This window comes from Brevundimonas mediterranea (assembly GCF_011064825.1).
GTDB lineage: Bacteria > Pseudomonadota > Alphaproteobacteria > Caulobacterales > Caulobacteraceae > Brevundimonas > Brevundimonas mediterranea_A.
Genome location: NZ_CP048751.1, coordinates 2,460,351 through 2,483,602 on the forward strand (window position 1 = coordinate 2,460,351; position 23,252 = coordinate 2,483,602).

The 23,252-nt window shown below is 69.0% G+C and carries 24 protein-coding genes, 1 tRNA gene and 1 other RNA gene; 16 read left to right on the forward strand and 10 right to left on the reverse strand.

Annotated features, from left to right (window positions below; genetic code table 11):
- Positions 1–59 precede the first annotated feature (59 nt).
- Positions 60–1,334, reverse strand: coding sequence for an EAL domain-containing protein (locus GYM46_RS12040; RefSeq protein WP_008258738.1), 1,275 nt, complete (start codon positions 1,332–1,334; stop codon positions 60–62).
- 108 nt (positions 1,335–1,442) lie between these two features.
- Here GYM46_RS12040 and GYM46_RS12045 point away from each other — a divergent pair, with 108 nt between their 5' ends.
- Both GYM46_RS12045 and GYM46_RS12050 read left to right on the forward strand, forming a co-directional pair.
- Positions 1,443–2,213 (forward strand): SDR family NAD(P)-dependent oxidoreductase, encoded by a 771-nt coding sequence (locus tag GYM46_RS12045; protein ID WP_008260395.1) that lies wholly within the window; start codon positions 1,443–1,445, stop codon positions 2,211–2,213.
- 79 nt (positions 2,214–2,292) lie between these two features.
- Positions 2,293–3,222: a lysophospholipid acyltransferase family protein gene (locus GYM46_RS12050; protein ID WP_008258824.1), complete on the forward strand. Its 930-nt coding sequence runs from the start codon at positions 2,293–2,295 to the stop codon at positions 3,220–3,222.
- Here GYM46_RS12050 and GYM46_RS12055 read toward each other — a convergent pair.
- The 6 genes from GYM46_RS12055 to GYM46_RS12080 all read right to left on the reverse strand — a co-directional run bounded on the left by GYM46_RS12055 (position 3,165) and on the right by GYM46_RS12080 (position 9,789).
- Positions 3,165–3,674: a response regulator gene (locus GYM46_RS12055; RefSeq protein WP_035305571.1), complete on the reverse strand. Its 510-nt coding sequence runs from the start codon at positions 3,672–3,674 to the stop codon at positions 3,165–3,167. The genes GYM46_RS12050 and GYM46_RS12055 overlap by 58 nt on opposite strands.
- Positions 3,675–3,741: 67 nt before the next feature.
- The gene (locus tag GYM46_RS12060; protein ID WP_008260618.1) at positions 3,742–4,617 is read right to left on the reverse strand and encodes a M23 family metallopeptidase; all 876 of its coding nucleotides are present in this window, start codon (positions 4,615–4,617) and stop codon (positions 3,742–3,744) included.
- Positions 4,614–4,811 carry a DUF2093 domain-containing protein gene (locus GYM46_RS12065; RefSeq protein ID WP_008261088.1) on the reverse strand — a complete coding sequence of 66 codons (198 nt, stop codon included), beginning with the start codon at positions 4,809–4,811 and terminating at the stop codon, positions 4,614–4,616. The genes GYM46_RS12060 and GYM46_RS12065 overlap by 4 nt, the downstream gene beginning before the upstream one ends.
- 43 nt (positions 4,812–4,854) lie before the next feature.
- A complete protein-coding gene (locus GYM46_RS12070) occupies positions 4,855–6,123 on the reverse strand; it encodes a cation:proton antiporter (RefSeq protein WP_008259579.1) in 1,269 nt (422 codons plus the stop codon).
- Positions 6,124–6,825: 702 nt separating this feature from the next.
- The gene (locus GYM46_RS12075) at positions 6,826–8,265 is read right to left on the reverse strand and encodes a hypothetical protein (RefSeq protein ID WP_008259884.1); all 1,440 of its coding nucleotides are present in this window, start codon (positions 8,263–8,265) and stop codon (positions 6,826–6,828) included.
- 18 nt (positions 8,266–8,283) lie between these two features.
- On the reverse strand, positions 8,284–9,789 hold the full coding sequence (locus GYM46_RS12080) for a tetratricopeptide repeat protein (protein ID WP_008259937.1): 1,506 nt from the start codon (positions 9,787–9,789) through the stop codon (positions 8,284–8,286).
- Between the two features lie 250 nt (positions 9,790–10,039).
- Between GYM46_RS12080 and GYM46_RS12085 the strand changes: the two genes are divergently transcribed.
- The 6 genes from GYM46_RS12085 (at position 10,040) to GYM46_RS12110 (ending at position 14,497) form a co-directional block, all read left to right on the forward strand.
- On the forward strand, positions 10,040–10,537 hold the full coding sequence (locus GYM46_RS12085; RefSeq protein ID WP_008260090.1) for a GAF domain-containing protein: 498 nt from the start codon (positions 10,040–10,042) through the stop codon (positions 10,535–10,537).
- Between the two features lie 33 nt (positions 10,538–10,570).
- Entirely contained in the window at positions 10,571–11,248 is a 678-nt protein-coding gene (locus GYM46_RS12090) for an SDR family NAD(P)-dependent oxidoreductase (RefSeq protein WP_040350171.1), read from the forward strand.
- On the forward strand, positions 11,248–12,093 hold the full coding sequence (locus GYM46_RS12095) for an HpcH/HpaI aldolase/citrate lyase family protein (RefSeq protein ID WP_008261273.1): 846 nt from the start codon (positions 11,248–11,250) through the stop codon (positions 12,091–12,093). The genes GYM46_RS12090 and GYM46_RS12095 overlap by 1 nt, the downstream gene beginning before the upstream one ends.
- A 68-nt stretch (positions 12,094–12,161) precedes the next feature.
- Positions 12,162–13,475, forward strand: a complete 1,314-nt coding sequence (locus GYM46_RS12100; protein WP_008259600.1) for an Hsp70 family protein — start codon at positions 12,162–12,164, stop codon at positions 13,473–13,475.
- A 212-nt stretch (positions 13,476–13,687) separates the two neighbouring features.
- Positions 13,688–13,831 (forward strand): hypothetical protein, encoded by a 144-nt coding sequence (locus GYM46_RS12105; RefSeq protein WP_008261469.1) that lies wholly within the window; start codon positions 13,688–13,690, stop codon positions 13,829–13,831.
- A gap of 285 nt (positions 13,832–14,116) precedes the next feature.
- On the forward strand, positions 14,117–14,497 hold the full coding sequence (locus tag GYM46_RS12110) for a COG4315 family predicted lipoprotein (protein ID WP_231492527.1): 381 nt from the start codon (positions 14,117–14,119) through the stop codon (positions 14,495–14,497).
- Between the two features lie 308 nt (positions 14,498–14,805).
- On the opposite strand, the gene GYM46_RS12115 is transcribed toward GYM46_RS12110, so the two are convergent.
- Positions 14,806–14,881, reverse strand: a tRNA-Ile gene (locus GYM46_RS12115).
- A 235-nt stretch (positions 14,882–15,116) separates the two neighbouring features.
- Between GYM46_RS12115 and GYM46_RS12120 the strand changes: the two genes are divergently transcribed.
- Positions 15,117–15,869 (forward strand): SIMPL domain-containing protein, encoded by a 753-nt coding sequence (locus GYM46_RS12120; protein ID WP_035309072.1) that lies wholly within the window; start codon positions 15,117–15,119, stop codon positions 15,867–15,869.
- 98 nt (positions 15,870–15,967) lie between these two features.
- Here the strand turns inward: GYM46_RS12120 and panD are convergent, their stop codons facing one another.
- On the reverse strand, positions 15,968–16,324 hold the full coding sequence (gene panD / locus GYM46_RS12125) for an aspartate 1-decarboxylase (protein WP_008263195.1): 357 nt from the start codon (positions 16,322–16,324) through the stop codon (positions 15,968–15,970).
- A 221-nt stretch (positions 16,325–16,545) separates the two neighbouring features.
- On the opposite strand from panD, the gene sppA reads away from it, so the two are divergent.
- From sppA to GYM46_RS12140, 3 genes are all read left to right on the forward strand, one after another.
- Positions 16,546–18,324 (forward strand): signal peptide peptidase SppA, encoded by a 1,779-nt coding sequence (sppA, locus tag GYM46_RS12130; protein ID WP_008263743.1) that lies wholly within the window; start codon positions 16,546–16,548, stop codon positions 18,322–18,324.
- Positions 18,325–18,439: 115 nt separating this feature from the next.
- Complete coding sequence (locus tag GYM46_RS12135; RefSeq protein ID WP_008259396.1) at positions 18,440–18,763, forward strand: hypothetical protein; 324 nt, start codon at positions 18,440–18,442, stop codon at positions 18,761–18,763.
- An 11-nt stretch (positions 18,764–18,774) separates the two neighbouring features.
- Positions 18,775–19,536, forward strand: coding sequence for an N-acetylmuramoyl-L-alanine amidase (locus GYM46_RS12140; RefSeq protein ID WP_008262983.1), 762 nt, complete (start codon positions 18,775–18,777; stop codon positions 19,534–19,536).
- On the opposite strand, the gene GYM46_RS12145 is transcribed toward GYM46_RS12140, so the two are convergent.
- Entirely contained in the window at positions 19,517–20,392 is an 876-nt protein-coding gene (locus GYM46_RS12145) for a hypothetical protein (RefSeq protein WP_230307517.1), read from the reverse strand. The two genes, GYM46_RS12140 and GYM46_RS12145, sit on opposite strands and share 20 nt — an antisense overlap.
- A 118-nt stretch (positions 20,393–20,510) precedes the next feature.
- Between GYM46_RS12145 and rnpB the strand changes: the two genes are divergently transcribed.
- The 4 genes from rnpB to ftsL all read left to right on the forward strand — a co-directional run bounded on the left by rnpB (position 20,511) and on the right by ftsL (position 23,242).
- Positions 20,511–20,900: RNase P RNA component class A (gene rnpB, locus GYM46_RS12150), an RNA gene on the forward strand.
- A 472-nt stretch (positions 20,901–21,372) separates the two neighbouring features.
- Positions 21,373–21,849 (forward strand): division/cell wall cluster transcriptional repressor MraZ, encoded by a 477-nt coding sequence (locus GYM46_RS12155; protein ID WP_008263595.1) that lies wholly within the window; start codon positions 21,373–21,375, stop codon positions 21,847–21,849.
- On the forward strand, positions 21,846–22,814 hold the full coding sequence (gene rsmH, locus GYM46_RS12160) for a 16S rRNA (cytosine(1402)-N(4))-methyltransferase RsmH (RefSeq protein WP_008261132.1): 969 nt from the start codon (positions 21,846–21,848) through the stop codon (positions 22,812–22,814). Before GYM46_RS12155 ends, rsmH begins: the two co-directional genes overlap by 4 nt.
- A complete protein-coding gene (ftsL, locus tag GYM46_RS12165; RefSeq protein ID WP_050771666.1) occupies positions 22,811–23,242 on the forward strand; it encodes a cell division protein FtsL in 432 nt (143 codons plus the stop codon). Before rsmH ends, ftsL begins: the two co-directional genes overlap by 4 nt.
- The last annotated feature ends 10 nt before the right edge of the window (positions 23,243–23,252 follow it).

Sequence of the window (23,252 nt, forward strand, 5' to 3'; positions counted from 1 at the left end):
TCGGACGCCATGACGAAAGTCTCCTCCCCATCAAATGGGGAGGAGGCAGACAGGCCGGTTCAGCTGAACCGACGCCTTTGTTCGGCGCTGCGCAGGGTGGAGCGCAGGAAGTCGGCGGGGGGGTCGGTCTCGGCCAGCACCTGTTCCTTGATGGCGCGGGGTTCGCCGAACAGGTGGCCCTGGCCCATCGCGACGTCCAGCTCGAGGATGTCGACGACCTGACGCTCGTTCTCGACCTTTTCGGCGATGACCTCGACGCCGTAGCGGCGGGTCAGGGCGGCGAAGTCGGCGGCCTGGATGTCGGGCATGGAGCGCAGCGGCGCTCCGCCGTCGAGATCCAGAAGCTGTTCGATCAGCAGGTCGGCCGACACCTTGATGAACTTGACGTCCGCCCGCTGCAGGTCGGCGAAGTCGAGGTCCAGCGTCTGGACCTTGTCCAGCGAGAAGCGGAATCCCATGTCGGCCAGCCGCGCCATGTTGCGCGCCTCCACGGCGCCGCGCGCGTCGAAATTGGCCTGGCCCAGCTCGAAGATCAGGGCCTGGTTCAGATCGCGGTTCTCGCTGAGGAACTCCAGGAAACGCGGGAAGAAGGTCTCGTCGCCCAGCGAGGTCAGGGCCACGTTGCAGAAGACCCCGACCTTGCGGTCCTGGCGCGCCAGCCGGCGCACGATCTGGGCGCAGCGGAACAGCAGCAGATTGTCGATGGCGGGCACCAGGCCCTCGCCTTCGGCCAGCGACAGATATTCGGCCGGCATCATGACCCGGTCGGTCGCGTCGCGCAGGCGGGTGAAGCTCTCGTAAAAGATCGTGCGGCGCTGGGGCAGGGATACGACGGGCTGAAGATAGAGGTCCACCCGACCCTCGCTGAGCGCCTCGTGGATGGTGCGCAGCAGGACGTTCGACTGGGCCTGGCGCCGGCCTTCGAAGGTCTCGACCCCGATGCTGGGGGCGGCCGACAGCCGGTGGTCGATGCTCTCGCTCATCTGCTGGACCAGGGTCTCCAGCATTCGCACTTCGCCGGTCAGGGCGTCTGTGTCTGACAGGGCGCCGCTCTCGATGGCGTGGGCCAGTTCGGTCAGGGCGCCCTGGGTCGACTCCATCGCATCGGCCAGCAGGCGGTGGGCCTCGCGGACCTGGTCGATCTCCTTCTTCAGGGCGCGACGGGCGGCGACGCCCGTGACGATGCCATGGAAGGCACCCAGCAGACCCAGCGCCCCGAGCGCGCCCGCCACGCCCGCGCCGGCGCCCAGGCCCGCACGCCACAGGAAGGCCCCCACGGTCATGCCGAGGAACAGATAGGCGAAGTACAGAAAGCCCGTGGTCAGGTTACGCATCGGCTGGCGGTGGCCACTCCCGGATGGAATCGCCTGAGTATCAGGCTATCAATGTCGTTCGGCTAGAGCCGGGGCGCAAATAACCCGGCGGAACTCAAGGGAAACCCAATGGAACTGTTCGATCTCACCGGCAAGGTCGCCATCATCACCGGCTCGTCGCGCGGCATAGGCAAGGCGATCGCCGAGCGGCTGGCCGAACACGGGGCCAAGGTGGTCATCTCCTCGCGCAAGGCCGGGCCGTGCGACGAGGTCGCCGCCGAGATCAACGGCAAGTACGGCGAGGGGCGCGCCATCGCGGTTCCCGCCAATATCGCCTCCAAGGAGGATTTGCAGCGGCTGGTGGACGAGACGAACGCCGCCTTCGGTCAGATCGACATCCTGGTCTGCAACGCCGCGACCAATCCCTACGCCGGGCCGATGGGCGGGATCGCCGACGATCAGTTCGAGAAGATCCTGCAGAATAACGTCATCTCGAACCATTGGCTGATCCAGATGGTCGCGCCGCAGATGGTGGAGCGCAAGGACGGGGCGATCCTGGTGATCTCGTCCATCGGCGGCCTGCGCGGCAACGCCCTGATCGGCGCCTACAATATCTCCAAGGCGGCCGACATGCAACTGGTGCGGAACCTGGCGGTGGAGTGGGGCCCGTCGAACGTGCGGGTCAACTGTATCGCCCCGGGCCTGGTCCAGACCGATTTCGCCAAATATCTGTGGGAGAATCCCGAGCTGCTGAAGACGGTGACGGAGCCCGCGCCGCTGAAAAGGATCGGCCAGCCGGATGAAATCGCCGGCACGGCGGTCTATCTGTGCAGCCCCGCCTCGGCCTATGTGACGGGGCAGACCCTTGTGGTGGACGGTGGATTGACGATTGCCTGGTGAAAACACGCGAGAAGAGCCGAAGTTTGAGCGCGCCACAGAGGCGCGCTCAAACAGCCCGAGGGGCGGCAGCGCCACAAGCGTGCGGCAGGATCTGATCTGGCGCCTGCAGGCCGTCGCCTTCCAGGCGCTGTTTTCGTTCCTGCGCCTGCTCGGGGTCGAGCGCGCCTCGGGCCTGGGCGGCTGGCTGTTGCGGACGCTGGGACCGAAGACGGGCACCCAGAAGACGGTGATGCGCAATCTGCGGATCGCCTTCCCCGACATGACGGACGCCCGGCGCGAGGCCCTGGCGCTGGAACAGTGGGACCGGACGGGGCGGACCTTCGCCGAACTGGCGGTCATGGATCAGCTGACGCCCGAGGGCGGACGGGTCGAGGTGGTCGGGATGGAGCGGCTGCACGCCCTGCGTGACAGCGGCAAGGCGGCGGTGCTGATCTCGGGCCATCTGGCGAATTTCGAAGTCATGGCGGCGGTGATCATGGCCTCCGGCCTGCCGTGCCAGGTGACCTATCGGGCGGCGAACAATCCCTATGTGGACGCCCTGATCCGCCAGAGCCGCGAGCGCTACGGCATCCGCCTGTTCGCGCCCAAGGGCGACGGGACGCGCGAGCTGATGGCGGGGATGAAGCGGGGCGATTCCATCGCGCTTCTGGTCGATCAGAAATACAATCAGGGGCCGGAGGTCGAGTTCTTTGGTCAGCCGGTCAACGCCTCGCCGGGGGCGGCGCGACTGGCGCTGAAGTTCGGGGCGGTGATCCAGCCCCTGTCGGTGGTGCGTCTGCCTGGCGTCCGGTTCCGGGTGACGGCGCATGAGCCGATCATGATCCCCGAGACTGCGGACAAGGCGGCTGATGTGCTGGCGGGCGTCCAGGCGGTGAACCGCTTCGTCGAGGATCGGGTTCGCGAGGTTCCGGAGGACTGGTTCTGGGTTCACCGGCGCTGGCCGGACAGGGTCTATGCGGCCCTGGGCGATCGCCTGGAATCGGCCGCGCGGCGGAACGGCCCGGCATAGGCCTCGACGTCGCGACGTCGGCGGCAGGGACCGCAGTAGGCGCTCGTCTTGATGAAGGCGCGGGGCTTGAGGATGACCGCGTTTATCCGGTCGAGGATGGCCTTGGCGGTGATCGGCTTGACCAGGAATTCGGTGACGCCGGCGTCGCGGGCCGCATAGATGCGGCTCTTTTCGGCATGGCCGCTCATCATGATGATGGGCAGGTAGATGTTGGCGCTGTCCGGGCCGGTGCGGACCAGCCGCGTGAACTCGACGCCGTCCAGCGGGAACATGTTGTAATCGACGATGGCCAGATCGACGGGCTGGTGGCTGAGAATGTCCAGGGCCACGGCGCCGTCGGGCGCTTCGTGAACCTTGTGGATGCCGGCGGAATTCAGCACGGCCGAGGTGATGGCGCGCATATGCTGATTGTCGTCCACCAGCAGAACGGCCAGCGATTGAAGCGATGACATCGGAGCCCCCGAAGCGAGGCGGGGAAACTACGTGTTTATCCTTACTATCGCAAGCTGAGCCATAAAATCAGGCCAGACGCCGGGGCGCGCTGGCGCCGACCAGCAGGGACGGGTCCAGATTGCGGTCGCGCCATTTCAGGCGCCAGCACAGATGGGGGCCGGTGGCGCGGCCTGCCATGCCGACGCGGCCCAGGGCATCGCCGCGCCGGACGGGCTGGTTCGGGGTCACGTCCAGTTGCGACTGGTGCAGATAGGCGCTGATCAGGCCCTGGCCGTGGTCGATCAGGGTCAGGCCGCCCTCGAAATGCATGTTCGGGCGGGTGAAGACGATGCGGCCGTCGGCCGGGGCGCGGATCACGGTCCCGGCCGGGGCGGCCAGATCGACGCCGTAATGGGGCCGCGCCGGCGTGCCGTTCAGGATGCGCTGGGCGCCCCATTCGCTGGAGATGCGGTAGGTCTCGAGCGGCCAGATGAAGCCGTCGCGGAAGTCGTCGGCGTCGGCCCGGCTGGCGAAGGCCTCGGTCTTGAGGGCGACCTCCTGGCGGATGCGGTCCAGAAGCGCCGGATCGCTGGGTTCGACCGTGGCGGGGGGCAGGCCGTCCACGCGGGTCGAGGGGAAGGCGTAGGGCGCGACGTCCAGGACGCGGCGGGTGGATCGGGCGCCGGATCGGGCCTCGATCTCGGCCAGGGCGGGGGCGTCGCGGTCGAAGCCGACGATGAAGAGGCCGTCGGTCGAGGCGGTGGACAGGGCCTCGCCGTCCACGAGGATCAGGGCGCGCGGCTCGGTGCGGCCCAGGGCGTAGCCGCCCTGACGCCAGGCGCCGTTCAGGACCAGATCGACCGCGCCCTGAGCCGCGCCCTGGGGCAGGGCCGAGGCGCCCAGCATCCGCGGAGTCGCCAGGGCCGCGCCGAAGCCGAGCAGCAGCGGGCGGCGGCCGATCAAGGGGCGGTCATCCGGGCGATGAATTCGGCCGGGCCGAAATAGGCCTCCTGCCGGGTCGGGCTCCAGTAGCGCAGCACCTCCAGCGGGATCGGCTTTTCCGTGACGGCGCAGCGCACGAACCGTCCCGGCTTCAACACCGCGAATTCGCCGTCGCCATAGTGGAGGGCGGCCTGTGTCGTGTTCGTCGCGTCCATGGGGTCAGTTAACGATGATCGGGGTTCGAGGCCAAGGACAGTTTCACGCCGTCGCCGGGTTGGGGCCGGCCATTTCGGCCTTGTGATCGATGGCGGCCTGTTTGGCCTCGGGCGAACCCGAGACCGGCGGGCGGGGCCGGCCGCCCATCCGGTCGGTGAACAGGAAGACGAAGGGGTTCAGCGAGATCGACAGCAGGGCGGCGGCCAGGATCAGGTCGTGGGTCTCGCGGCTCATGGCCCCCAGGCTGACGCCCAGGGCGGCCAGGATGAAGGAGAACTCGCCGATCTGGGCCAGGGAGGCGGCGACGGTCAGGCCGGTGGAGCGGTCCAGCCTGAAGACGCGGGCGATGGCCAGGGCGGCCAGCGACTTGCCGATGATGACGATGCCGAGGACGCCCAGAACGGCCCAGGGCTGGCGCACCAGGATCATGGGGTCGAACAACATGCCGACCGAGACGAAGAACAGCACGGCGAAGGCGTCGCGCAGGGGCAGGGACCGTTCGGCGGCGTTGTGGCCCAGCGGCGAGGCGTTCATCACCAGGCCGGCCAGGAAGGCGCCGAGCGCGAACGAATGGAACAGATAATAGGCCAGCCAGGCGATGCCGAGGGCGATGGCCAGGACGCCCAGGGTGAAGAGCTCGCGCGACCGGGTGTGGGCGATGCGGACCAGCAGCCAGGGGATCAGTTTGCCGCCGACGACCAGCATGCCGGCGACGAACAGGCCGACCTTCAGCAGGGTCCAGCCGATGCCCATGCCCAGGGCGGCGAGGTCGGTCTGGGTTCCGGCGGGCACGATGATCATGGGCAGCATGACCAGGGCGATGACGATGACCATGTCCTCGACGATCAGCCAGCCCACGGCGATGCGGCCGACCTCGCCCTTGACCTGTTTGCGCTCTTCCAGGGCGCGCAGCAGGACCACGGTGGAGGCGACCGACAGGGCGAAGCCCATCAGCAGGGCCTCGACATCCCCCAGGCCCAGCACCACCCGGCCCAGGGCCCAGCCCAGGACGGTGGCGACGGCGATCTGGACCAGGGCGCCGGGCACGGCGACCTGGCGCACTTGCATCAGATCCCGGGGCGAGAAGTGCAGCCCGACCCCGAACATCAGCAGGATGACGCCGATCTCGGCCAGTTGCGGCGCCAGTTCGGTGTCGGCGACGAAACCGCCCGTATAGGGGCCGACGGCGACGCCCGCGACCAGATAGCCGACCAGGGGCGACAGCTTCAGCCGATTGGCCAACATGCCGAACACGAAGGCGAGGACGAATCCTCCGACCAGGGTGAGAATCAGGCTGTCGGCATGCGGCATCGAGGCTCCTGTCGCGGGCGAAGGGGTGATTTTTGGATAGGTTCAGGTGGGGCGCTTTGCCCCGTCTGACAAGATGACGCAGTGTCGCGTCGGGTCGAATTGGCGTCGTCTTCGCGCTTTCGTTGCGAAGTTTATGGAGGGCTGGGCGGGGCGCCGGGCCTTCGCCCGGAGTTTGATCTAGAAATACCGTTTCGAAGGTTTGACGCCCCCGCGCGGTTGGTTGGCCTGCAAGCTCGGGGCGCCGAGCGGTGGCGGTCTTATCGCCTAACCCCGTAAGCCTGCGACGGGTCGGCGGTCCCTGCGAAGAACCGTCCCGAGTGCGGCCGAGTATCCCCCTCGACCCTCCGACGGCGTTTTGAGACGCCGTCGGCGCGGAGGGATTGCACCCCGCTCCCGTTCCATCCGCTCCCGCCGCCGCAAGGTCGCAGGCCAAGCGAGCCCTCCAAGCGACGAGACCGGGAGTGATTATAGGGGGTGGGCGAACCCAGGCGGGGAAGTCGGGACGAGAATCTGACAAGCCGCTGGAATCGTTACGGCAGGACCAGCGTCATTGTGATAGTTGGACCCGTTCGGGCCCCCTCCGTCACGGCGCTCTGCGCCGCGCCACCTCCCCCAAGGGGGGAGGATCTCCGTCATCCCATTCCTCCCCCCTTGGGGGAGGTGGATCGCCGGCGAAGCCGGCGAGACGGAGGGGGCGCGGACCTAGAACCAGCCGCCGCGGCGCCAGCGGTCGTCGCCGCGGTAGCGGTCGTCGGGGATGTAGCGGCCGGCGCGGTCGTACCAGCCATAGCCCTGCTGGTAGCGGTCGTAGCCGTCGAGGACGTAGGCCTGGTCGAAATAGGGACCGTCTTCCGCCTCCCACCAGTCGCGGGGGTAGGGGGTCTGCTGGCAGTCGTACCCGCCGTCGTTGCCGTTCCAGGACGGGGCGTAGCGGTCGCGGTAGCGGTTCTCGAAGCGGGGGCGGCACAGATCGCGGGACCAGACGCTGTTGCCGCGCGCCTGGATGGTCGCGCGTTCCTCGGCGTAGATGGCGTCGCGGACCCCGGCGAAACTGTTGCCCGTGACCACGGCCCGGCCCGAGGCGGCCGCGACCCCGACCTGGTTCACGCGGACGCGGTTCTGATCGAACAGCAGCTCGCCGTTATAGAGGACCGCCCCCTTGTCGCCCTTGCAGATCCGGCTGTTGGAGACCGAGACCGAGGCGCCCTCGACCGCCACGCCCTCGACATAGCCGCAGATCTTGGCGTTGCTGACGGCCACCTGGCCGTAGTCGCGCGCGGCGCGGACGATCAGGCCGATGGCGCGGGGGCCGAAATTGTTCGGCTGTTCCGAGCCGATCAGGGTGACCGAGGTCAGGGTGGACGGGGCGCCTGATCCCGGCGTCAGGTCGACGCCCGACTGGGCCCCGGCGACGGCGGTCTCGTACAGGGTCACGGCGGCGCCGTCGGCGACGATGGCGGCCGAGACGGTGCGGGCGTCGATCAGGACGTCGCGCAGGTCCAGCAGGCCGCCGTCGACATAGAGGGCGGCCTCGTCGCCGACGTGGCGGAAGCCGACCCGGCTCATGACGATCTCGGCATTGTAGCCGACCACGCAGGCCGCATCGCCGCCGCGGGGCGAGGCGAAGACCAGGTCGCGGACCTCGACCCGGACGCCGGGCGCGACGGTCAGGCAGGGCAGGCCGTCCGGCGCCTGAAGGGTCGGCGTCGCCGCATCCCAGCGGCGCGGATCGAAGCCGCTGTCGCCGATGACGGTCATCGGCTTGTCGATGTTCAGCCAGCCGACGCAGGCGCCGGCCCGGGCGCGGATGATCAATGTGCCGCCGGGGCGCACGCGCTGGACCGCGCTTTCGATCGCGCCGGAACCGGGATTGCCGCCGCAATCGACCAGGACGACCTCTTCCTGGTGCGGCGGACGGGGCAGGGGGCGCCAGTCGGGGCCGCGATACCGGCCATAGTCATAGCGGCGATGGGCGCGCGGCCGGCTGCGGGTCGGCGGGTCCAGCAGGACGCCGAAGTTGGGCCGGGTCTGGGCCTCGACCTTGGCGGCGACTTGAGCCTGAACCGGGTCGGGCAGGGCCGCCAGGGTGGATAGGGCGAAGGCCGCGAGGAGCGAGACTTTCGCGAGCGAGCGGATGTTCATGCGACCAGACCCTCCCTGTTAACGGCGCTGTTGTTGGGCGCGGGACACCTGGGACAGCAGGGCCTGCAGGCGCGAGGCCGAGGGGCCGAAGCCCGACAGCGCGGATTCGATGCGGTAGGCGACGGCGTCGGCCTTGTCCTGGTCCGCCACACCGGCGACGCCGAGGGCGAAATAGGTGGACATGGCGAACTTGGCCTCGGGGCTACCCTGGCGGGCCGCCTCTTCGAACCACTTGAACGACCGGGCGTAGTCGGCGGGCAGGCCGATGCCCTCGGCGTACATGACCGCCAGCACCAGCTGGGCCTCGGACGAGCCGTTGACGGCGGCCAGCTGGATGGCGCGGACCCGTTCGACCGGGGACAGCCGGCTTTCGGTCGCATGGCCGATCATGGCCTCGAAGGCCTCGATCTGCTGACGGGACAGTTGCTCGGGCGCGGTGACGGCCTCGGGGGTCACGCCCAGATAGCGCAGGGCGCGGCCGACGTGGACGAAGGGTAGTTCGCCCTGCATCCGCGACAGGGCGTATTCATAGGCGTCGCCGCGCGGGCGGCTCTCGTCCGAGAAGGGCACGCCGGAAGCCGGGGCCTCCAGCGGATAGAATTCGAACGGCGGCGTCCACTGGCGCGCCTTGGCCTCGACGAAGCCGGCGTACTGGGCGCGGCCGGGCGAGGAACGTTCGAAATCCTTCATCAGCACATAGGCGCCGACGTCGCCGGTCTGGACCGCCAGATAGTTGTACAGATAGGCGTCGACGTCGTTGCGCTGGAACAGGTTGATCGCGGCCCAGTAGCCGCCGCGCGGACGCTTCTGGCCGAGGCCCTGGCCGTCGGCCGCGCGGCCCAGGGCCTCGCGCGCCTCGGGATTGTCCTCGGGCTCGCCGAACGGGCCGTACAGACCGTCATGCAGCCGGGCCAGGGTGCGATAGCCCTCGGCGTCCTGGGTCGAGAGGACGTAGATGACCCGGTCGCGCACCGCCTCCTGCTCCTCGCGGCTCATCCGCGACAGCTGGCGGTCCAGCACCTGATAGGCGCGGTGGCGTTCGAAGGCGCGGCAGTCGTCGTAGCGCGACAGCGGGCGCCAGCCGCCGCCGAACAGTCCGCCCCTGTTGCGTTCGACCCGGTTGATCGGGGCGTAGCCCTCGTCATTGGCCAGGGCCATGGCGTACCAGACCGCGCTTTCGATCGGGTCCTCGATATTCTTGTCGGTGGCGCGGACGGCGGCGTAGCGCGAACCCAGCTCCAGCTGGGCGAAGACGTCGCCGCGGAAGGCGGCGCGGCGCAGGGCCCGCAGACCGGCCTCCTGGGCGTTGAACTCGGACCCCGTCACCGAGGCGGGGCGGGGGCAGGAGAGGGTGGCGTCATTCTGGCCGCCCCGACGCCAGAAGCCCGGCCGGCCGTCGCCGCAACTGGCCAGGAGCAGAACGGCGATCAGAAGGACCACGATCGCCAGGGCGCCGCCGGCCAGGGGCGTGCGATGCCGCTGGAGACGGAAGGGGTCGTGCGCCGTTTTGTCGTGCTCCTTCATCAGTCGCTGTCGCCCCCGGTAATCCTGTGTACGCCATGACGCAGGACGACGCCCACGTGCGCCGACAGGTCCGATCGTTCATCATGGTTAACGCTGTTTTGCGACAAAGCTGTGCGGCAGCAAGCCCCTATTTTCAGGCCGGAGAACCTTGTTGTTTGATTTCCGATGCTTAGAAAATTCGGTCCTGAGACGAAAGCTCGCGTCGGAGACGACCGCCCCCTATATCGGCTGCGAATCGAAGGAGCCGCCCATGTCCTACGTCGCCCGCGACGACCGCCCCGCCGACAAGGCTGACCGTTACGCCGAGGTCGAGGCCGAGGTGCTGGCCGTGCTGGAGGGGGAGCCCAATCTGACGGCGCGGATGGCGACGGTGGCCTCGATGCTGGCCGACGCCTTCGACGACTTCTTCTGGACGGGCTTCTATGTGGTGGCGCCGGACAAGGCCGACGAACTGGTGGTCGGGCCGTATCAGGGCACGCTGGGATGCCTGCGCATCGCCTTCGGGCGCGGGGTGTGCGGGGCGGCGGCGGCGACGCGGCGGACCCAACTGGTCGAGGACGTTCACGCCTTCCCCGGCCATATCGCCTGCGACAGCCGTTCGGCCAGCGAGATCGTGGTTCCGGTGCTGGACGCGGCGGGCGAACTGATCGCCGTGTTCGACGTGGATGCGACGACGCCGGCCGCCTTCGACGTCGTGGACCAGGCGGGGTTGGAGCGGCTGATGGCCAAGGTCTTCGCCGCCGGTTGAGCTGAAAAACAGGGGGAAGGGATGGAGGACGAGATGACGCAACGGGTGATGGTGATTACCGGCGGGCACGGGGTGCTGGGCCGGGCCGTGCTGGAGGCCGCGCAGGCGGCGGGGCTGGCGGTGGCCGTCATCGACCACGCCGAGGGTCATCCGGTCCCGGCCGGGGTGCTGGAGATCGGCGGGGTGGACCTGACCGACCCGGCCCAGGCCGAGGGGGCCGTGGCCTCTGTCATCAGCCGGTTCGGGCGGCTGGACGTGCTGGCCAATATCGCCGGCGGCTTCGTGTGGCAAACGACGGACGACGCGGCGCCGGCCTGGGACCGGATGCAGGCGCTGAACCTGACCACCGCCCTGAACGCCAGCCGCGCGGCCCTGCCCTATCTGAAGGCGGCGGCCGACGGGCGGATCGTCAATGTCGGCTCGGCCGCGGCGCTGAAGCCCGGCGCGGGCATGGGGGCCTATGGGGCGGCCAAGCTGGGCGTTCACGCCCTGACCCAGGCCCTGGCGGAGGAGCTGAAGACGACGGCGGTGACCGTCAACGCCGTCCTGCCCTCGATCATCGACACCCCGACCAATCGCAAGGACATGCCGGACGCCGATCCGGCCGCCTGGGTGGCGCCGGCCGATCTGGCGGCGGTGATCCTGTTCCTGGCCTCGCCCGAGAGCCGGGCCATGACCGGGGCGCTGGTGCCCGTGACCGGGCGGGTCTGATGCGGGGCGAGCTGGTCCGCAGCGTGCTTTATCTGCCGGCGTCGAACGCGCGGGCGGTGGAGAAGGCGCGGACGCTGGACTGCGATGTGGCCATTCTGGACCTGGAGGACGCGGTGGCGCCCGAGGCCAAGGCCGAGGCGCGGGCGGCGGCGGTGGCGGCGGTTCGCGCCGGAGGTTTTGGGCCGAGGCTGGGGGTGCGGATCAACGCGCTGGACAGCGACTGGGGCGAGGATGATCTGGACGCCCTGGCGGAGGCCGGCGCCGGCCTGATCGTGGCGCCCAAGGTGGAGACGGTGGAGACGGTCCATGCGATCTCGGTTCGGGCGCCGGGGGCGGCGCTGTGGGCCATGATCGAGACGCCGCGCGGGTTGATCGGGTTGAACGACATTGCTGCGGCCGGCGGGCGGCTGGACGGGCTGATGCTGGGGGTCAACGACCTGGCCAAGGCGCTGGGAACCGGGGCGTCGCCGGACCGCGAACCGTTCAAGCCGTGGCTGGCGGCTCTGGTGGTAGCGGCGCGGGCGCAGGGACTGCTGGCCATCGACGGGGTGTTCAACCGGATCGAGGATGCGGACGGACTGGCGGCCGAGGCGGTGCAGGGGCGGCTGTACGGGTTCGACGGCAAGAGCCTGATCCACCCGTCGCAGATCGCCTGCGCCAACGCCGCCTTCTCGCCGTCGGAGGCCGAGGTCGCCCGGGCGCGCGACATTGTCGAAGCCTTCGCCGCGCCGGAGGCCGAGGGCCGTGGCGCGATCCGGGTCGGGGGCGCCATGGTCGAACGTCTGCACCTGGACCAGGCCGAAGCCTTGCTGGCGCGACACGCCGAGGCGACGAACCGCCGGTAAAGCGCCGATCCGGCGTTTCCTATTGCGCCCGGACGCTGTAGGAAGCCCGCCCTTCGAGGAGCCGGGTCATGACCACGCCACAGCCGCTGACGATCGGCATAGATTTCGGTACGACCAATTCCGTCGTCGCCCTGGCCGATCCGAAGACGGGCGCCGTCCTGGTGCAGTTCGCGATCGAGGGCGGCGAGACCGCCACCTTCCGCTCGGCCCTGAGCTTCCAGTTCCACGCCGCCGAGGGCGAGGGGCGGCCCGAACGGATCGTCGAGGCCGGGCCCTGGGCCATCGAGGCCTATGTCGAGGATCCGCACGACACCCGGTTCATCCAGTCGTTCAAGACCTTCGCCGCCAGCGCCGCCTTCACCGAGACCCGCATCCACGACCGCCGCTATACGTTCGAGGACCTGCTGTCCGCCTTCCTGCTGAAGCTGCGCCACCATGCGGGGGCGGCCATGGCCGACCTGCCGCCGCGCGTCATCGTCGGCCGGCCCGTCACCTTCGCCGGCGGGCGGCCGGACGAGGCCCTGGCCCTGGAGCGCTACGAGACCGCCTTCAAACGGCTGGGGTTCGAGGACGTCCGCTACGCCTATGAGCCGGTCGGCGCCGCCTTCTATTTCGCGCGGACCCTGAAACAGGATGCGACGGTGCTGGTCGCCGATTTCGGCGGGGGCACCAGCGACTTTTCGATCATCCGTTTCGAACACACGCCCGACGGGCTGAAGTCCACGCCCCTGGCCCGGTCGGGCGTGGGGGTGGCGGGCGACGCCTTCGACTACCGGATCATCGACAATCTGGTGTCGCCGGAACTGGGCAAGGGCAGTTTCTACACCAGCCTGGGCAAGACCCTGCCGGCGCCCCAGCGCTATTATTCCGCCTTCGCCCGCTGGGACCAGCTGGCCCTGCTGCGGGCCTCGCGCGACATGCGCGACATCCGGGGCCTGGCCTCGACCTCGCTGGAGCCCGAGAAGATCGAGCGGCTGATCGAGGTGCTGGACGACAACCACGGCCACGCCCTGTACCGCGCCGTCTCGACGTTGAAGCAGGACCTGTCGCGCGCCGAGACGGCCCAGTTCTCGTTCGTCGCCGGCGGGGTGCGGATCGAGGCCCCGGTCGCCCGCGCCCAGTTCGAGGCCTGGATCGCGCCGGAGCTGACCGCCATCGAGACCGCCCTGGACGAGGCGCTTCAGGCCTCGGGCCTGCCGCTGGAGGGGATCGACCGGGTCTTCCTCACCGGCGGCACCTCCCTGACCCCGGCCGTGCGCGCCCTGTTCCACCGCCGCTTCGGCGCATCGCGGATCGAGACCGGCGGCGAGTTCGAATCCATCGCCGCCGGCCTGGCCCTGATCGGGCTCCAGCCCGACGTGGAGCGCTGGACCGAGGGCTGAGCCGCCGCCGCGGTGCGGGAACATCGGCGGCGCGCGGGTCTTATTTCCTGAAACCCAGGAGATAGACCATGACCGACCGCAACCGCGAGCAACAGGCCTAGGACGCCCTGCCCCAGGGCGTCGCCCGGGGCCGATCGCTGAACACCCCGCCCGAGGAGCTGCGGCTGCGCGCCGGCGGAATCGGGCCGGGCGGCCAGATCGGGCCCGACCCCATGACGCAGCGGCTGCAGGAAGGCCCGTCGTCCAGCCGCCAGCCCGAAGGCGACCTGCCCCAGGGCCCCCTCAGCGCCGACCCCCGCACACCGGTCCCGACCACCGCGAAGGATGAGGACGTCGACGACCTGGACCAGAGCTGAGGCCGATGGGGGCGGGGAGGCGGCGTCGCCTCAAGCGGAACCCTTGCCGCCGCCCTGCGGCTTGAGCTGAAAGGGGGGCGGACGGTTGGGCTGACGTCGGGTGCGAGCGCTTGTGGAGCTCCACGCCGGGTCTCGCCATGGAGGTGAACAGCCGGCGGAAGGGGATTTCCCGGCAGCTCTCAAACCTCTGTCGACCCGTCCGCGCGAGATTTAATCAGGGGGTCGGGAATAATCGCCGTGCGTGGGCTGTCTATTGCAGGTCCAGCCCACAGAAGGAGTTGACCTGTGATAACCCGCGCCATCATCGCAACCGTGCTCGCGCTGTCCGTATCCACCGCCGCGCTGGCCGCTGATCCGGCCAGAACGGGGGAAACCGCAAAAGGTCCCGCGCTCACGAACGCGCAGGGCATGACCCTCTATACGTTCGATAAGGACAGCGACGGCAAATCGGTCTGCAATGGACCCTGCGCCGCAAACTGGCCGCCCTTCGCCGCCGATGCGGATGCGCAAGCGAGCGGAAGCTATACCGTCGTCATCCGGGACGACGGCTCCCGTCAATGGGCCTACCAGGGCCGCCCCCTCTACACCTGGACCAAGGACGCCAAGCCGGGCGACATCACCGGCGACGGCGTCCTCAACGGCGCTTGGCGCATCGCGCAGCCCTAGGCGCTCTAGGCTGCGGACGCGAGATTAGCAGCTGGCGTGACGGCTGTCCGGACACGACCTCGCCGTTGCGACTATCGGCAGCGGCCGGGGCTCGTTCGGAGCCGCACGGACCTGGCCTCGCAATGGCTCAGCTGAGCCTTCGCAAGCGACTTTGCCTTCCGAATGAGCCCTGTTCGCCGAAAGCGGACTTTCTCGATGTCCCTTAGAGTCAGGCGCGGACAGCCAGCCGGTGCATGGCCGATGACTCCAGTCGCTGAGCCGCTCTTAACCGAATTTGACCCACCTCTTAAGTGGTCTCGACACAGAGTTGGTAGGCCCGGAGGGACTCGAACCCCCAACCAGACCGTTATGAGCGGTCGGCTCTAACCATTGAGCTACAGGCCCCCAGGACGCGACGGGACCGGCGGTCCTGGCGCGCGGTGCGGCGGGAGGAACCGCCTAGCAGGGGTTGGCGCGGCTTGCCAAGGGGCGCGGGGTCGTCGGACGGTTTTCGGCGAATTCATCAAGATGAACGGAAACCGACGGGGAGGCGCGGACGTTGGTTCAGGTGTAAAAGGCCAAGGTTGCGGCCATGGATCGACGAACCCGTCGGTCGGGATCGTTCTACGGAGACTTCTGCATGAAACGCGCGTTCAAAACCCTGATGCTGGGCGGGGCCCTGACGGCCGCTGTCGCCCTGGGCGCGGCCGCGCCGACGATGGCCCAGACCCTGCAGCCGGGCGCGATCCAGATGATGCAGCCGGCCCCGTCGCTGAACCTGTCGGCCTATGGCGAGGTCAAGGCCGCGCCGGACATGGCCACCATCAGCTTCGGCGTCCAGACCGAGGCGGCGACGGCCCAGGAGGCCATGCGCGACAATGCGACCCGGATGACCCAGGTCATGGCCGCCCTGCGCCGCGCCGGGATCGCCGAGCGCGACGTCCAGACCTCGGGCCTGAACCTGTCGGCGCAATATGACTATGTGCAGAACGAACCGCCCAAGCTGCGCGGCTATCAGGCCGTGAACCGGGTGACGGTGACGATCAACGACCTGAGCAAGGTCGGAACCACCGCCGACGCCGTCGTCGCCGCCGGGGTCAACCAGATCGACGGCATCAGCTTCGGCCTGAAGGATCCGAGCGCGGCCGAGGATCGCGCGCGTCAGCTGGCCGTGCGCGCCCTGCAGGCCAAGGCGCAGCTGTACGCCCAGGCCCTGAACGTCCAGCTGGCCGGCATCCGCAACCTGAGCGAAGGCGGCGGCTATTCGCCCGCGCCGCCGCAGCTGTTCGCCGTGCGCGCCATGGCGATGGAAAGCCGCGACAGCACCCCGGTCGCCGCCGGCGAACTGACGGTCCGGATCGACATCACCGGCGTCTACGACATCGCCCGCTGATCCGCGGTTCGGAATGAAGAAAGGCCCGCCGGCGACGGCGGGCCTTGTTGCATTCGGCGTGAGGGTCGATTGTTTCCCTGGTGGGAAAGGGGCGGGCGTCAGCCGGCGCGCTTGATCTCGTTGGCGTCGTCCAGCAGCACGACGTTCGGCGTCCACTGGCGGGCTTCTTCCTGGGGCAGCTGGCCGTAGGTGACGACGATCACCTTGTCGTTCTTCTGGACCAGGCGGGCGGCGGCGCCGTTGACGCCGATGACCCGGGAGCCGCGCGGCGCCTCGATGGCGTAGGTGGTGAACCGCGCGCCGTTGGTGATGTTCAGCACATCGACCTGTTCGTGCGGAAAGATGCCCGCCGCGTCCAGCAGGTCCATGTCGATGGCGATCGAGCCTTCGTAATCGAGGTCGGCCTGGGTCACCGTGGCGCGGTGCAGCTTGGATTTCATCAGGGTGACCAGCATGGGGCGGTCTCCGGTCTATGGCGCGGGCGACAGGCCCCCGCTCGCTTGCGGCTCATATAGGGATTTCCGGGACGCGCATCAATCGTCACGCGGCGCCGCAACATGGTGGATCCGGGGCGATCCGACGCGCCTACGTTGCGGGACGTTCATTTGACGGTGACCGTTCCGAGGCTATGGTGAAGCCGAGCCATTTTCGGCCCCTTGCGAGCGCGCCTTCTCCCATGAAGCAATTCTTCCTGACGGTCCTGGGTGTCTTCACCGGACTGATCCTGTTCGTCGTCGTCATTCCGGTGGTGCTGCTGACCGTGGCGATCGCCGGCTCGTCCAAGCCGACGGCGCCCGCGACCTCGGTGCTGGAGCTGGACCTGCGCGAGGGCGTCAGCGACCAGCCCTCGACCAACCCGTTCGCGGCCTTCGGCGGGTCCGGCCTGTCGGTGACCCAGGTGGTGGACGGCCTGGCCCAGGCCGAGGAGGACAAGAGCGTCAAGGCCCTGCTGATCCGCCTGCCGGAAAGCGGCATGACCCCGGCGACGGCGGACGAACTGCGCCAGGCGGTCCGCCGCTTCCGCGCCTCGGGCAAGCCGGTCATCGCCCACAGCCAGGGCTTCGCGCCCATGGGGGCGGTGATGTCCACCTATATGGTCGGGGCCTCGGCCTCGGAACTGTGGATGCAGAACACGGCCGGCTTCCAGGCGACGGGCTTCTCGGCCGACAGCGTCTTCCTGGGGCGGGCGTTCGAGAAATACGGGGTGCGCGCCGATTTCGAGCAGCGCTACGAGTACAAGAACGCCGTCAACGAATACACCCAGAGCGACTATACCGGCCCGCACCGCGAGGCCATGACCGCCTGGATGACCTCCCTCTATGACAGCGCCCTGGCCAATGCGGCCCAGGACCGCAAGACGACGCCGGCGGCGCTGAAGACCGTGATCGAGGCCGGCCCCTATTCGGCCGAACAGGCCCTGGCGAACAAGTTGATCGACAAGATCGGCCAGGTCGAGGAGGCCGAGGCCGAGATCAAGCGCCGCGCCGGCAAGGGCGCCGAAATCGTCGAGTTCGACCAGTACACGTCGGACAAGGGCGAGCGGACCGGCTCGGGCAAGAACGCCATCGCCATCGTCGGCGGCGAGGGCGCCATCGTGACCGGACGCAGCGACGGCGGCGGCTTCGGCGGCGGCTCTTCGATCCATTCGGACGACACGGCCGAGGCCATCTATGACGCCATCGAGGACAAGGGCGTGAAGGCCATCGTCTTCCGCGTCTCTTCGCCGGGCGGATCGCCCGAAGCCTCGGAACAGATCCTGGCCGCCGTGCGCGCGGCCAAGGCCGCCGGCAAGCCGGTGGTGGTGTCCATGGGCGCCTATGCGGCCTCGGGCGGCTACTGGATCAGTTCGGAAGCCGACTGGATCGTGGCCCAGCCCTCGACCCTGACCGGCTCGATCGGCGTGTTCGGCGGCAAGTTCGTGATCGCCGACGCCCTGGGCCGGTTCGGCGTGGACATGCGTGAACTGACGGTCGGCGGTCCCTACGCCGACGCCTTCTCGCCGACCCAGTCCTTCACCAACAGCCAGCGCGCCGCCTTCGCCGGCTCGATGGACCGGATCTACGACGACTTCATCACGCGGGTGGCCACGGGCCGCAAGCTGGAGCCGGCCCGCGTGCGCGAGATCGCCAAGGGCCGGGTCTGGACGGGGGCCCAGGCCCTGCCGCTGGGCCTGGTCGATCAGTTGGGCGGCCTGACCGAGGCGGTGGCCAAGGCCAAGGCTCTGGCCAAGATCCCCGCCGGGGAATCGGTCCGCTTCAAGCATTTCCCCAAGTCGAAGTCGCCGTGGGAAGCCCTGTCCGAGATGTTCGGGGTCCAGAGCGAGGCGGCCCAGGCCCTGGTCATGCTGGGCGGCGTCATGGCCGATCCCCAGGCCCAGGCGGTGATGCGCCGCATCGAAGGCGAGCGGATGCGCAGCGAGGGCGCGGTGGTCCTGGCCGACCAGCCGATGTTCTGAGGCCGGCAGTGACGATCCATCGCACGCAGGCTTGAAGGCGGATCCATTGACCGCGAGGCCCGATGGACCGACATTGTGGAATGGGCGTTCTTCGGGACGCCTGAAAGGATGACCCATGTTCCAGCCTGAACGTCTCGCCACCATCGGCTTCGCCGCTCGCCGCCGGCCCAACGGCCTCGTGGCCTCCGTGATGTGGATCGCCGGCATGATCGCCGCCGTCGCCGCCATGGCCGTGGGCGCGGTCCTGGCCGTCTTCACCGCCGCCGCCGTCGCGGTGATCGCCCTGTTCGCCGGGGTGCTGGTCTTCCTGGCCGGTCTGGCCATGCGCGCGCGCCGCAACCTGGCGCCCCGCCGCCGCGCCGGGGATCCCGACGTGATCGAGGCGCACAAGGTGGACGGGACTTGGGTCGCCTACGGCTGGGAACGCCACGGCCGCTGAGGCCTGAAGCCATGATTGACCTGATTGCGGCGCCCTCGCCGAACTTCGACACGCGTCGGGCGCCGCCCGACATGCTGGTGCTGCACTATACCGGCATGGAGACGGGCGAGGCCGCCCTGGCGCGGCTGCGCGACCCCGAGGCCAAGGTGTCGGCCCATTATCTGGTCGAGGAGGACGGCCGGATCTTCCAGCTTGTGCCCGAAGAACGGCGCGCCTGGCATGCCGGGGCGGGGGGCTGGCGCGGCGAGGACGACTGCAACGCCGCCTCCATCGGCATAGAGATCGTCAATCCGGGCCATGAGTTCGGCTATCGGCTGTTTCCCGAGGCCCAGATCGCGGCGGTCATCGCCCTGATCGGCGACATCCGCGACCGCTGGACCATTCCCGACAACCGCATCATCGCCCATTCCGACCTGGCGCCGGCGCGCAAGACCGATCCCGGCGAGCTGTTCCCGTGGAAACGCCTGGCCGAGGCGGGCCACGGCCTCTGGTTCGAGCCCGCCGCCGACCGGATCAAGGCCCTGGGCGGCCTGTTGCAGAAGGGCGACCAGGGGATCGGGGCCGTGGTCCTGCGCGCCGGCCTGCACCGGCTGGGCTATGGGCTGACGCCCGGCGGCGACTATGACGCCGAGACCGAAACCACTGTCCGCGCCTTCCAGCGCCACTGGCGCCCCGACCGCATCGACGGCGTCGCCGACGGCGAGACGCGGGCGCGGCTGGTCGGCCTGCTGCAACTGGCCAGCGTCGAAAGCGTCACGGGCGTGCTGGACTAGGGGGCGGCCTGCGGTGCAGGGCCGCCAGCAGGCCTACGCCCAGCCAGGCGCCAAGAATGGGGCTCATGCCGATCCCGACGAGAGGGACGGGGAAGGCGCCGAACATCGGCGTGACCGCCCACAAGGCCAGGCAGAGGCTCAGCGCCGCGCCGGCCAGAGCCGATCCGGATTTGGATGGACTCAGGGCGGCCGGAACCGCAACGACGCCGATCAGGGCGATCAGCGCCAGGCCGCCGATGACGGGCGACAGTCGAAAGGCCATCCCGACGATCTCCTCCACTTCGGCGACCGGTTGCAGGGGATCGGGCCGCATCCAGGCCACAGTGGTCAACAGACCGGCGCCCGCGATGGCCAGCGCCTTCATCACGCGGGTCTTCAGCGAAAAGGCGGCGACCAGCCCGATCACCCCGGCCATCGCCGTGGCCTGGGACGCGTCCGGCTGGGCGACCAGGAGCGCCAGGGCGACGAAGGCCGCGATCCAGACCGTCAGGCGGTCCGCCGCCATCGCCAGAGCGACCGCTGCGGCAGGCGAAACGACCATGGCGACATTGACGTGAAGGGGACCGACGTCGATCCAACGATGAACGCCCTCCTGGGCCGGATTGAAGAAGGTGGTCGCCAGCCCTGCGCCCGCCAGCCAAGGCACGATAGGCAGGACCGCAGGCCGCGCCGTCGCCGCCAAACCCGCCGCAGCCAGCCCCCCAACCATCCAGGCCGCCAGATTTCGCACCCAGGATCCTGTCGGCACGCCGCTGGCCGCGCACACCCACGCCCCCACGCCGACCGCCGCCAGCGAGGCGGCTCCGAAGATCACCAGCAGCCGCGCGCGCCCGTTGGCCGCCCCATACTTCATCATGTCCGCCATCCTCCGACAGGCTTATCAGCCATGGCGGTTCTGTCTCGTCAATCAGCCGCGCAGGGCCTCGCCCAGCTAGTTGTTGACCTGCGCGACGTGGCGGCGCATCTAGCCCCCGCCAGACGGCTGGGCGGTCGCGGCGGGACTTGATCTCGTCGAGGAAAGTCCGGGCTCCACGGTGAAAAGGCGGCGGATAACTTCCGCCCGGGGCGACCCGAGGGATAGCGCCACAGAAAGCAAACCTCCGGCCTCGCGAGACCGGTAAGGGTGAAAGGGTGGGGTAAGAGCCCACCGCGTGCCTGGCAACAGGGACGGCATGGCAAGCCCCGCCTGGAGCAAGACCAAATAGGGACATCGCGCGGGGTTCGCCTCGCGGGGCTCACCGCCTCAGATGTCCGGGTAGGTCGCGAGAACCGTTCAGCAATGGACGGTCCAGAGGAATGATCGTCGTCGTTCCAGGTTTCGGCCTGGGGCGGAACAAAACCCGGCTTACAGGCCGTCTGGCATATTTTCCCAAGGCCTATCGCGCTTCGCGCTGCTTGAGGCGGTTTTCTTGGGCCTATCGCGCTTCGCGCTACTTGAGGTCGAATTTTCTCGGGCCTATCGGCCTTCCTGAGCCCGTGGGGTGGGACGCCGGCGCCTCCCCATTGCGCGTCGCCTGGTCCGAGTTCGGATTATCCCCGCATTTCAGTGTTCTGACGACGCTCCCGCAGTTTTGCGGTCGTTAACCTGTTGACGGGGCAGGGAAGGTTAGAACGCCCCACAGCCTGTGAATACTAGGCGTGTTCCGTGTATGTTCTGTATGTTCAAGCGTGCCTAAGTCGTCACATGTCAAAACATGGTTAAATCTTGGCTTCGATCCCATTGAGACCCATTTCGTCCCATGCTATCCCAGTCGCATGATTTGGGGCTGAGAGGCGGGCGCGTCGGGCGTTCGTCGGGCATCTAGGGACGGGCCGAAGGGTTCGATTGGGCAGAGCGTGTTTCTCTCGACCTACGAGAAGCAGCTGGACGGCAAGCGCCGTCTCCTGATCCCGAACGATTTCCGCACGACCGAAAACGGCGCCGCCGGCGGCGTCTTCATCTTTCCCTCCATCGAGGCCGACTGTCTGGAAGCGGGCGGCGACCGCCTGTTCGCCGTCTATGCCGAGATGATCGAGTCCCTGCCGTTCGGCTCCGAAGAACGTTCGGCGCTGGAGTGGCAGGTGATGGGCGAACAGGTGCGCCTGGCCTATGATTCCGGCGGTCGCATCACCCTGCCGGAAGGCCTGTGCGCCGAGGCGGGGCTGGAGGACACGGTCGTCATCGTCGGCCTGAACGACCGGTTCCAGATCTGGTCGCGCGAGAAGTGGGCGGCCCGTCGCGCCGAACAGCGCGCCCTGGCCAAGGCCGGCATGGCCCAGATCGGCGCCCTGAAGCTGGCGGCCCAGATGAAGCTGGCGGGAGGCGGGTCTTGACCGAAGCGCCCCACGCCCCCGTCCTGCTGGCCGAGGTGATCGAGGCGTTGAAGCCCGGTCCCGGCGACGTCGTGATCGACGCCACCTTCGGCGCCGGCGGCTACACCCGCGCCATCCTCGCGACCGGCGCCCAGGTCATCGGCCTGGATCGCGATCCGACGGTTCAGCCGCACGCCGACGCGGTCGCCAAGGACTTTCCCGGTCAGTTCCAGTTGATCCGCACGCCCTTCTCGGGTCTGGCTCAGGCCTTCGCCGACAGCGGCAAGGCGAAGCTGGACGGCGCCGTGTTCGACATCGGCGTCTCCTCGATGCAACTGGATCAGGCCGAGCGCGGCTTTTCCTTCATGCGCGACGGGCCGCTGGACATGCGGATGTCGGATGAGGGCGAGACGGCCGCCGACATCGTCAACAGCTGGGACCACGGTCCCCTGGCCCATATCTTCAAACTGTACGGCGAGGAGCGCCAGTCGGGCCGCGTCGCCACCGCCATTCTGCGCCGCCGCGTCGAGCAATCCTTCACCCGGACGCTGGACCTGGCCGAGGTGGTGGAAAAGGCGCTGGGCGGGCGTCGCGGCGCGCCGATCCATCCGGCGACGCGGGTGTTCCAGGCCCTGCGCATCGCGGTGAACGACGAACTGGGCGAGCTGGAGCGCGGGCTGGAGGCGGCCGAGGCGACCCTGGCGCCCGGCGGCCGCCTGGCGGTGGTCACCTTCCATTCGCTGGAGGACCGGATCGTCAAGGCCTTCCTGACCGAGCGGACCGGCAATACGCCGGCCGGATCGCGTCACGCCCCCATCGCCGTCGATCCGCGCAAGCCCAGTTTCACGCTTCAGTTCAAGGGCGCGCGCGAGGCAGGGGAGGGGGAACGCTCGACCAATCCTCGCGCCCGCTCGGCCAAGCTGCGCGCCGCCGTCCGCACCGAGGCGCCGGCCTGGGGCCGGATCGGCGGGAGGGCTGCGGCATGACCACGGCGCCCTTCTTCACCTATTCCCGCACCGCGCTGCATCGCCTGTTCGACTGGAAGGTGCGCGGCGTGCGCTGGATCGAGATCATCGGCGTGGCCCTGGTGGCCGTGATGATCGTCTCCGTCTATGCGGCCAAGGCGGCGGCGGCGCGCGAGAGCAGCCGCATCGCCCAGCTGGAGCAGGACATCCGCGAGAACGGCCAGCGGGTCCGCCTGCTGCGCGCCGAGGTCGCCCGGCTGGAGCAACCGGCGCGGCTGGAAAGCCTGTCGCGGCAGATCGGCCTGGCGCCGGTCGAGGTGCATCGCCAGGCCAAGGAAGACCAGCTTCCTGCGCTGAAGGCTGCGCCCGCCCCGGCTCCGGCCACGCCCGCCGTCGCGCAGGCGGCCCCCGCCGAAGTCGCCGCCGCTGCGCCGGAGGCGGTGCAATGAGCGTTCAGGA

What these genes read in the sequence shown, in the direction of transcription:
- GYM46_RS12040 (WP_008258738.1), bottom strand. Translation starts at nt 1,334, where the DNA reads ATGCGTAACCTGACCACGGGCTTTCTGTACTTCGCCTATCTGTTCCTC.
- GYM46_RS12045 (WP_008260395.1), top strand. Translation starts at nt 1,443, where the DNA reads ATGGAACTGTTCGATCTCACCGGCAAGGTCGCCATCATCACCGGCTCG.
- GYM46_RS12055 (WP_035305571.1), bottom strand. Translation starts at nt 3,674, where the DNA reads ATGTCATCGCTTCAATCGCTGGCCGTTCTGCTGGTGGACGACAATCAG.
- GYM46_RS12065 (WP_008261088.1), bottom strand. Translation starts at nt 4,811, where the DNA reads ATGGACGCGACGAACACGACACAGGCCGCCCTCCACTATGGCGACGGC.
- GYM46_RS12070 (WP_008259579.1), bottom strand. Translation starts at nt 6,123, where the DNA reads ATGCCGCATGCCGACAGCCTGATTCTCACCCTGGTCGGAGGATTCGTC.
- GYM46_RS12075 (WP_008259884.1), bottom strand. Translation starts at nt 8,265, where the DNA reads ATGAACATCCGCTCGCTCGCGAAAGTCTCGCTCCTCGCGGCCTTCGCC.
- GYM46_RS12080 (WP_008259937.1), bottom strand. Translation starts at nt 9,789, where the DNA reads ATGAAGGAGCACGACAAAACGGCGCACGACCCCTTCCGTCTCCAGCGG.
- GYM46_RS12085 (WP_008260090.1), top strand. Translation starts at nt 10,040, where the DNA reads ATGTCCTACGTCGCCCGCGACGACCGCCCCGCCGACAAGGCTGACCGT.
- GYM46_RS12090 (WP_040350171.1), top strand. Translation starts at nt 10,571, where the DNA reads ATGACGCAACGGGTGATGGTGATTACCGGCGGGCACGGGGTGCTGGGC.
- GYM46_RS12095 (WP_008261273.1), top strand. Translation starts at nt 11,248, where the DNA reads ATGCGGGGCGAGCTGGTCCGCAGCGTGCTTTATCTGCCGGCGTCGAAC.
- GYM46_RS12100 (WP_008259600.1), top strand. Translation starts at nt 12,162, where the DNA reads ATGACCACGCCACAGCCGCTGACGATCGGCATAGATTTCGGTACGACC.
- GYM46_RS12105 (WP_008261469.1), top strand. Translation starts at nt 13,688, where the DNA reads ATGACGCAGCGGCTGCAGGAAGGCCCGTCGTCCAGCCGCCAGCCCGAA.
- GYM46_RS12120 (WP_035309072.1), top strand. Translation starts at nt 15,117, where the DNA reads ATGAAACGCGCGTTCAAAACCCTGATGCTGGGCGGGGCCCTGACGGCC.
- panD (WP_008263195.1), bottom strand. Translation starts at nt 16,324, where the DNA reads ATGCTGGTCACCCTGATGAAATCCAAGCTGCACCGCGCCACGGTGACC.
- sppA (WP_008263743.1), top strand. Translation starts at nt 16,546, where the DNA reads ATGAAGCAATTCTTCCTGACGGTCCTGGGTGTCTTCACCGGACTGATC.
- GYM46_RS12135 (WP_008259396.1), top strand. Translation starts at nt 18,440, where the DNA reads ATGTTCCAGCCTGAACGTCTCGCCACCATCGGCTTCGCCGCTCGCCGC.
- GYM46_RS12140 (WP_008262983.1), top strand. Translation starts at nt 18,775, where the DNA reads ATGATTGACCTGATTGCGGCGCCCTCGCCGAACTTCGACACGCGTCGG.
- GYM46_RS12145 (WP_230307517.1), bottom strand. Translation starts at nt 20,392, where the DNA reads ATGATGAAGTATGGGGCGGCCAACGGGCGCGCGCGGCTGCTGGTGATC.
- ftsL (WP_050771666.1), top strand. Translation starts at nt 22,811, where the DNA reads ATGACCACGGCGCCCTTCTTCACCTATTCCCGCACCGCGCTGCATCGC.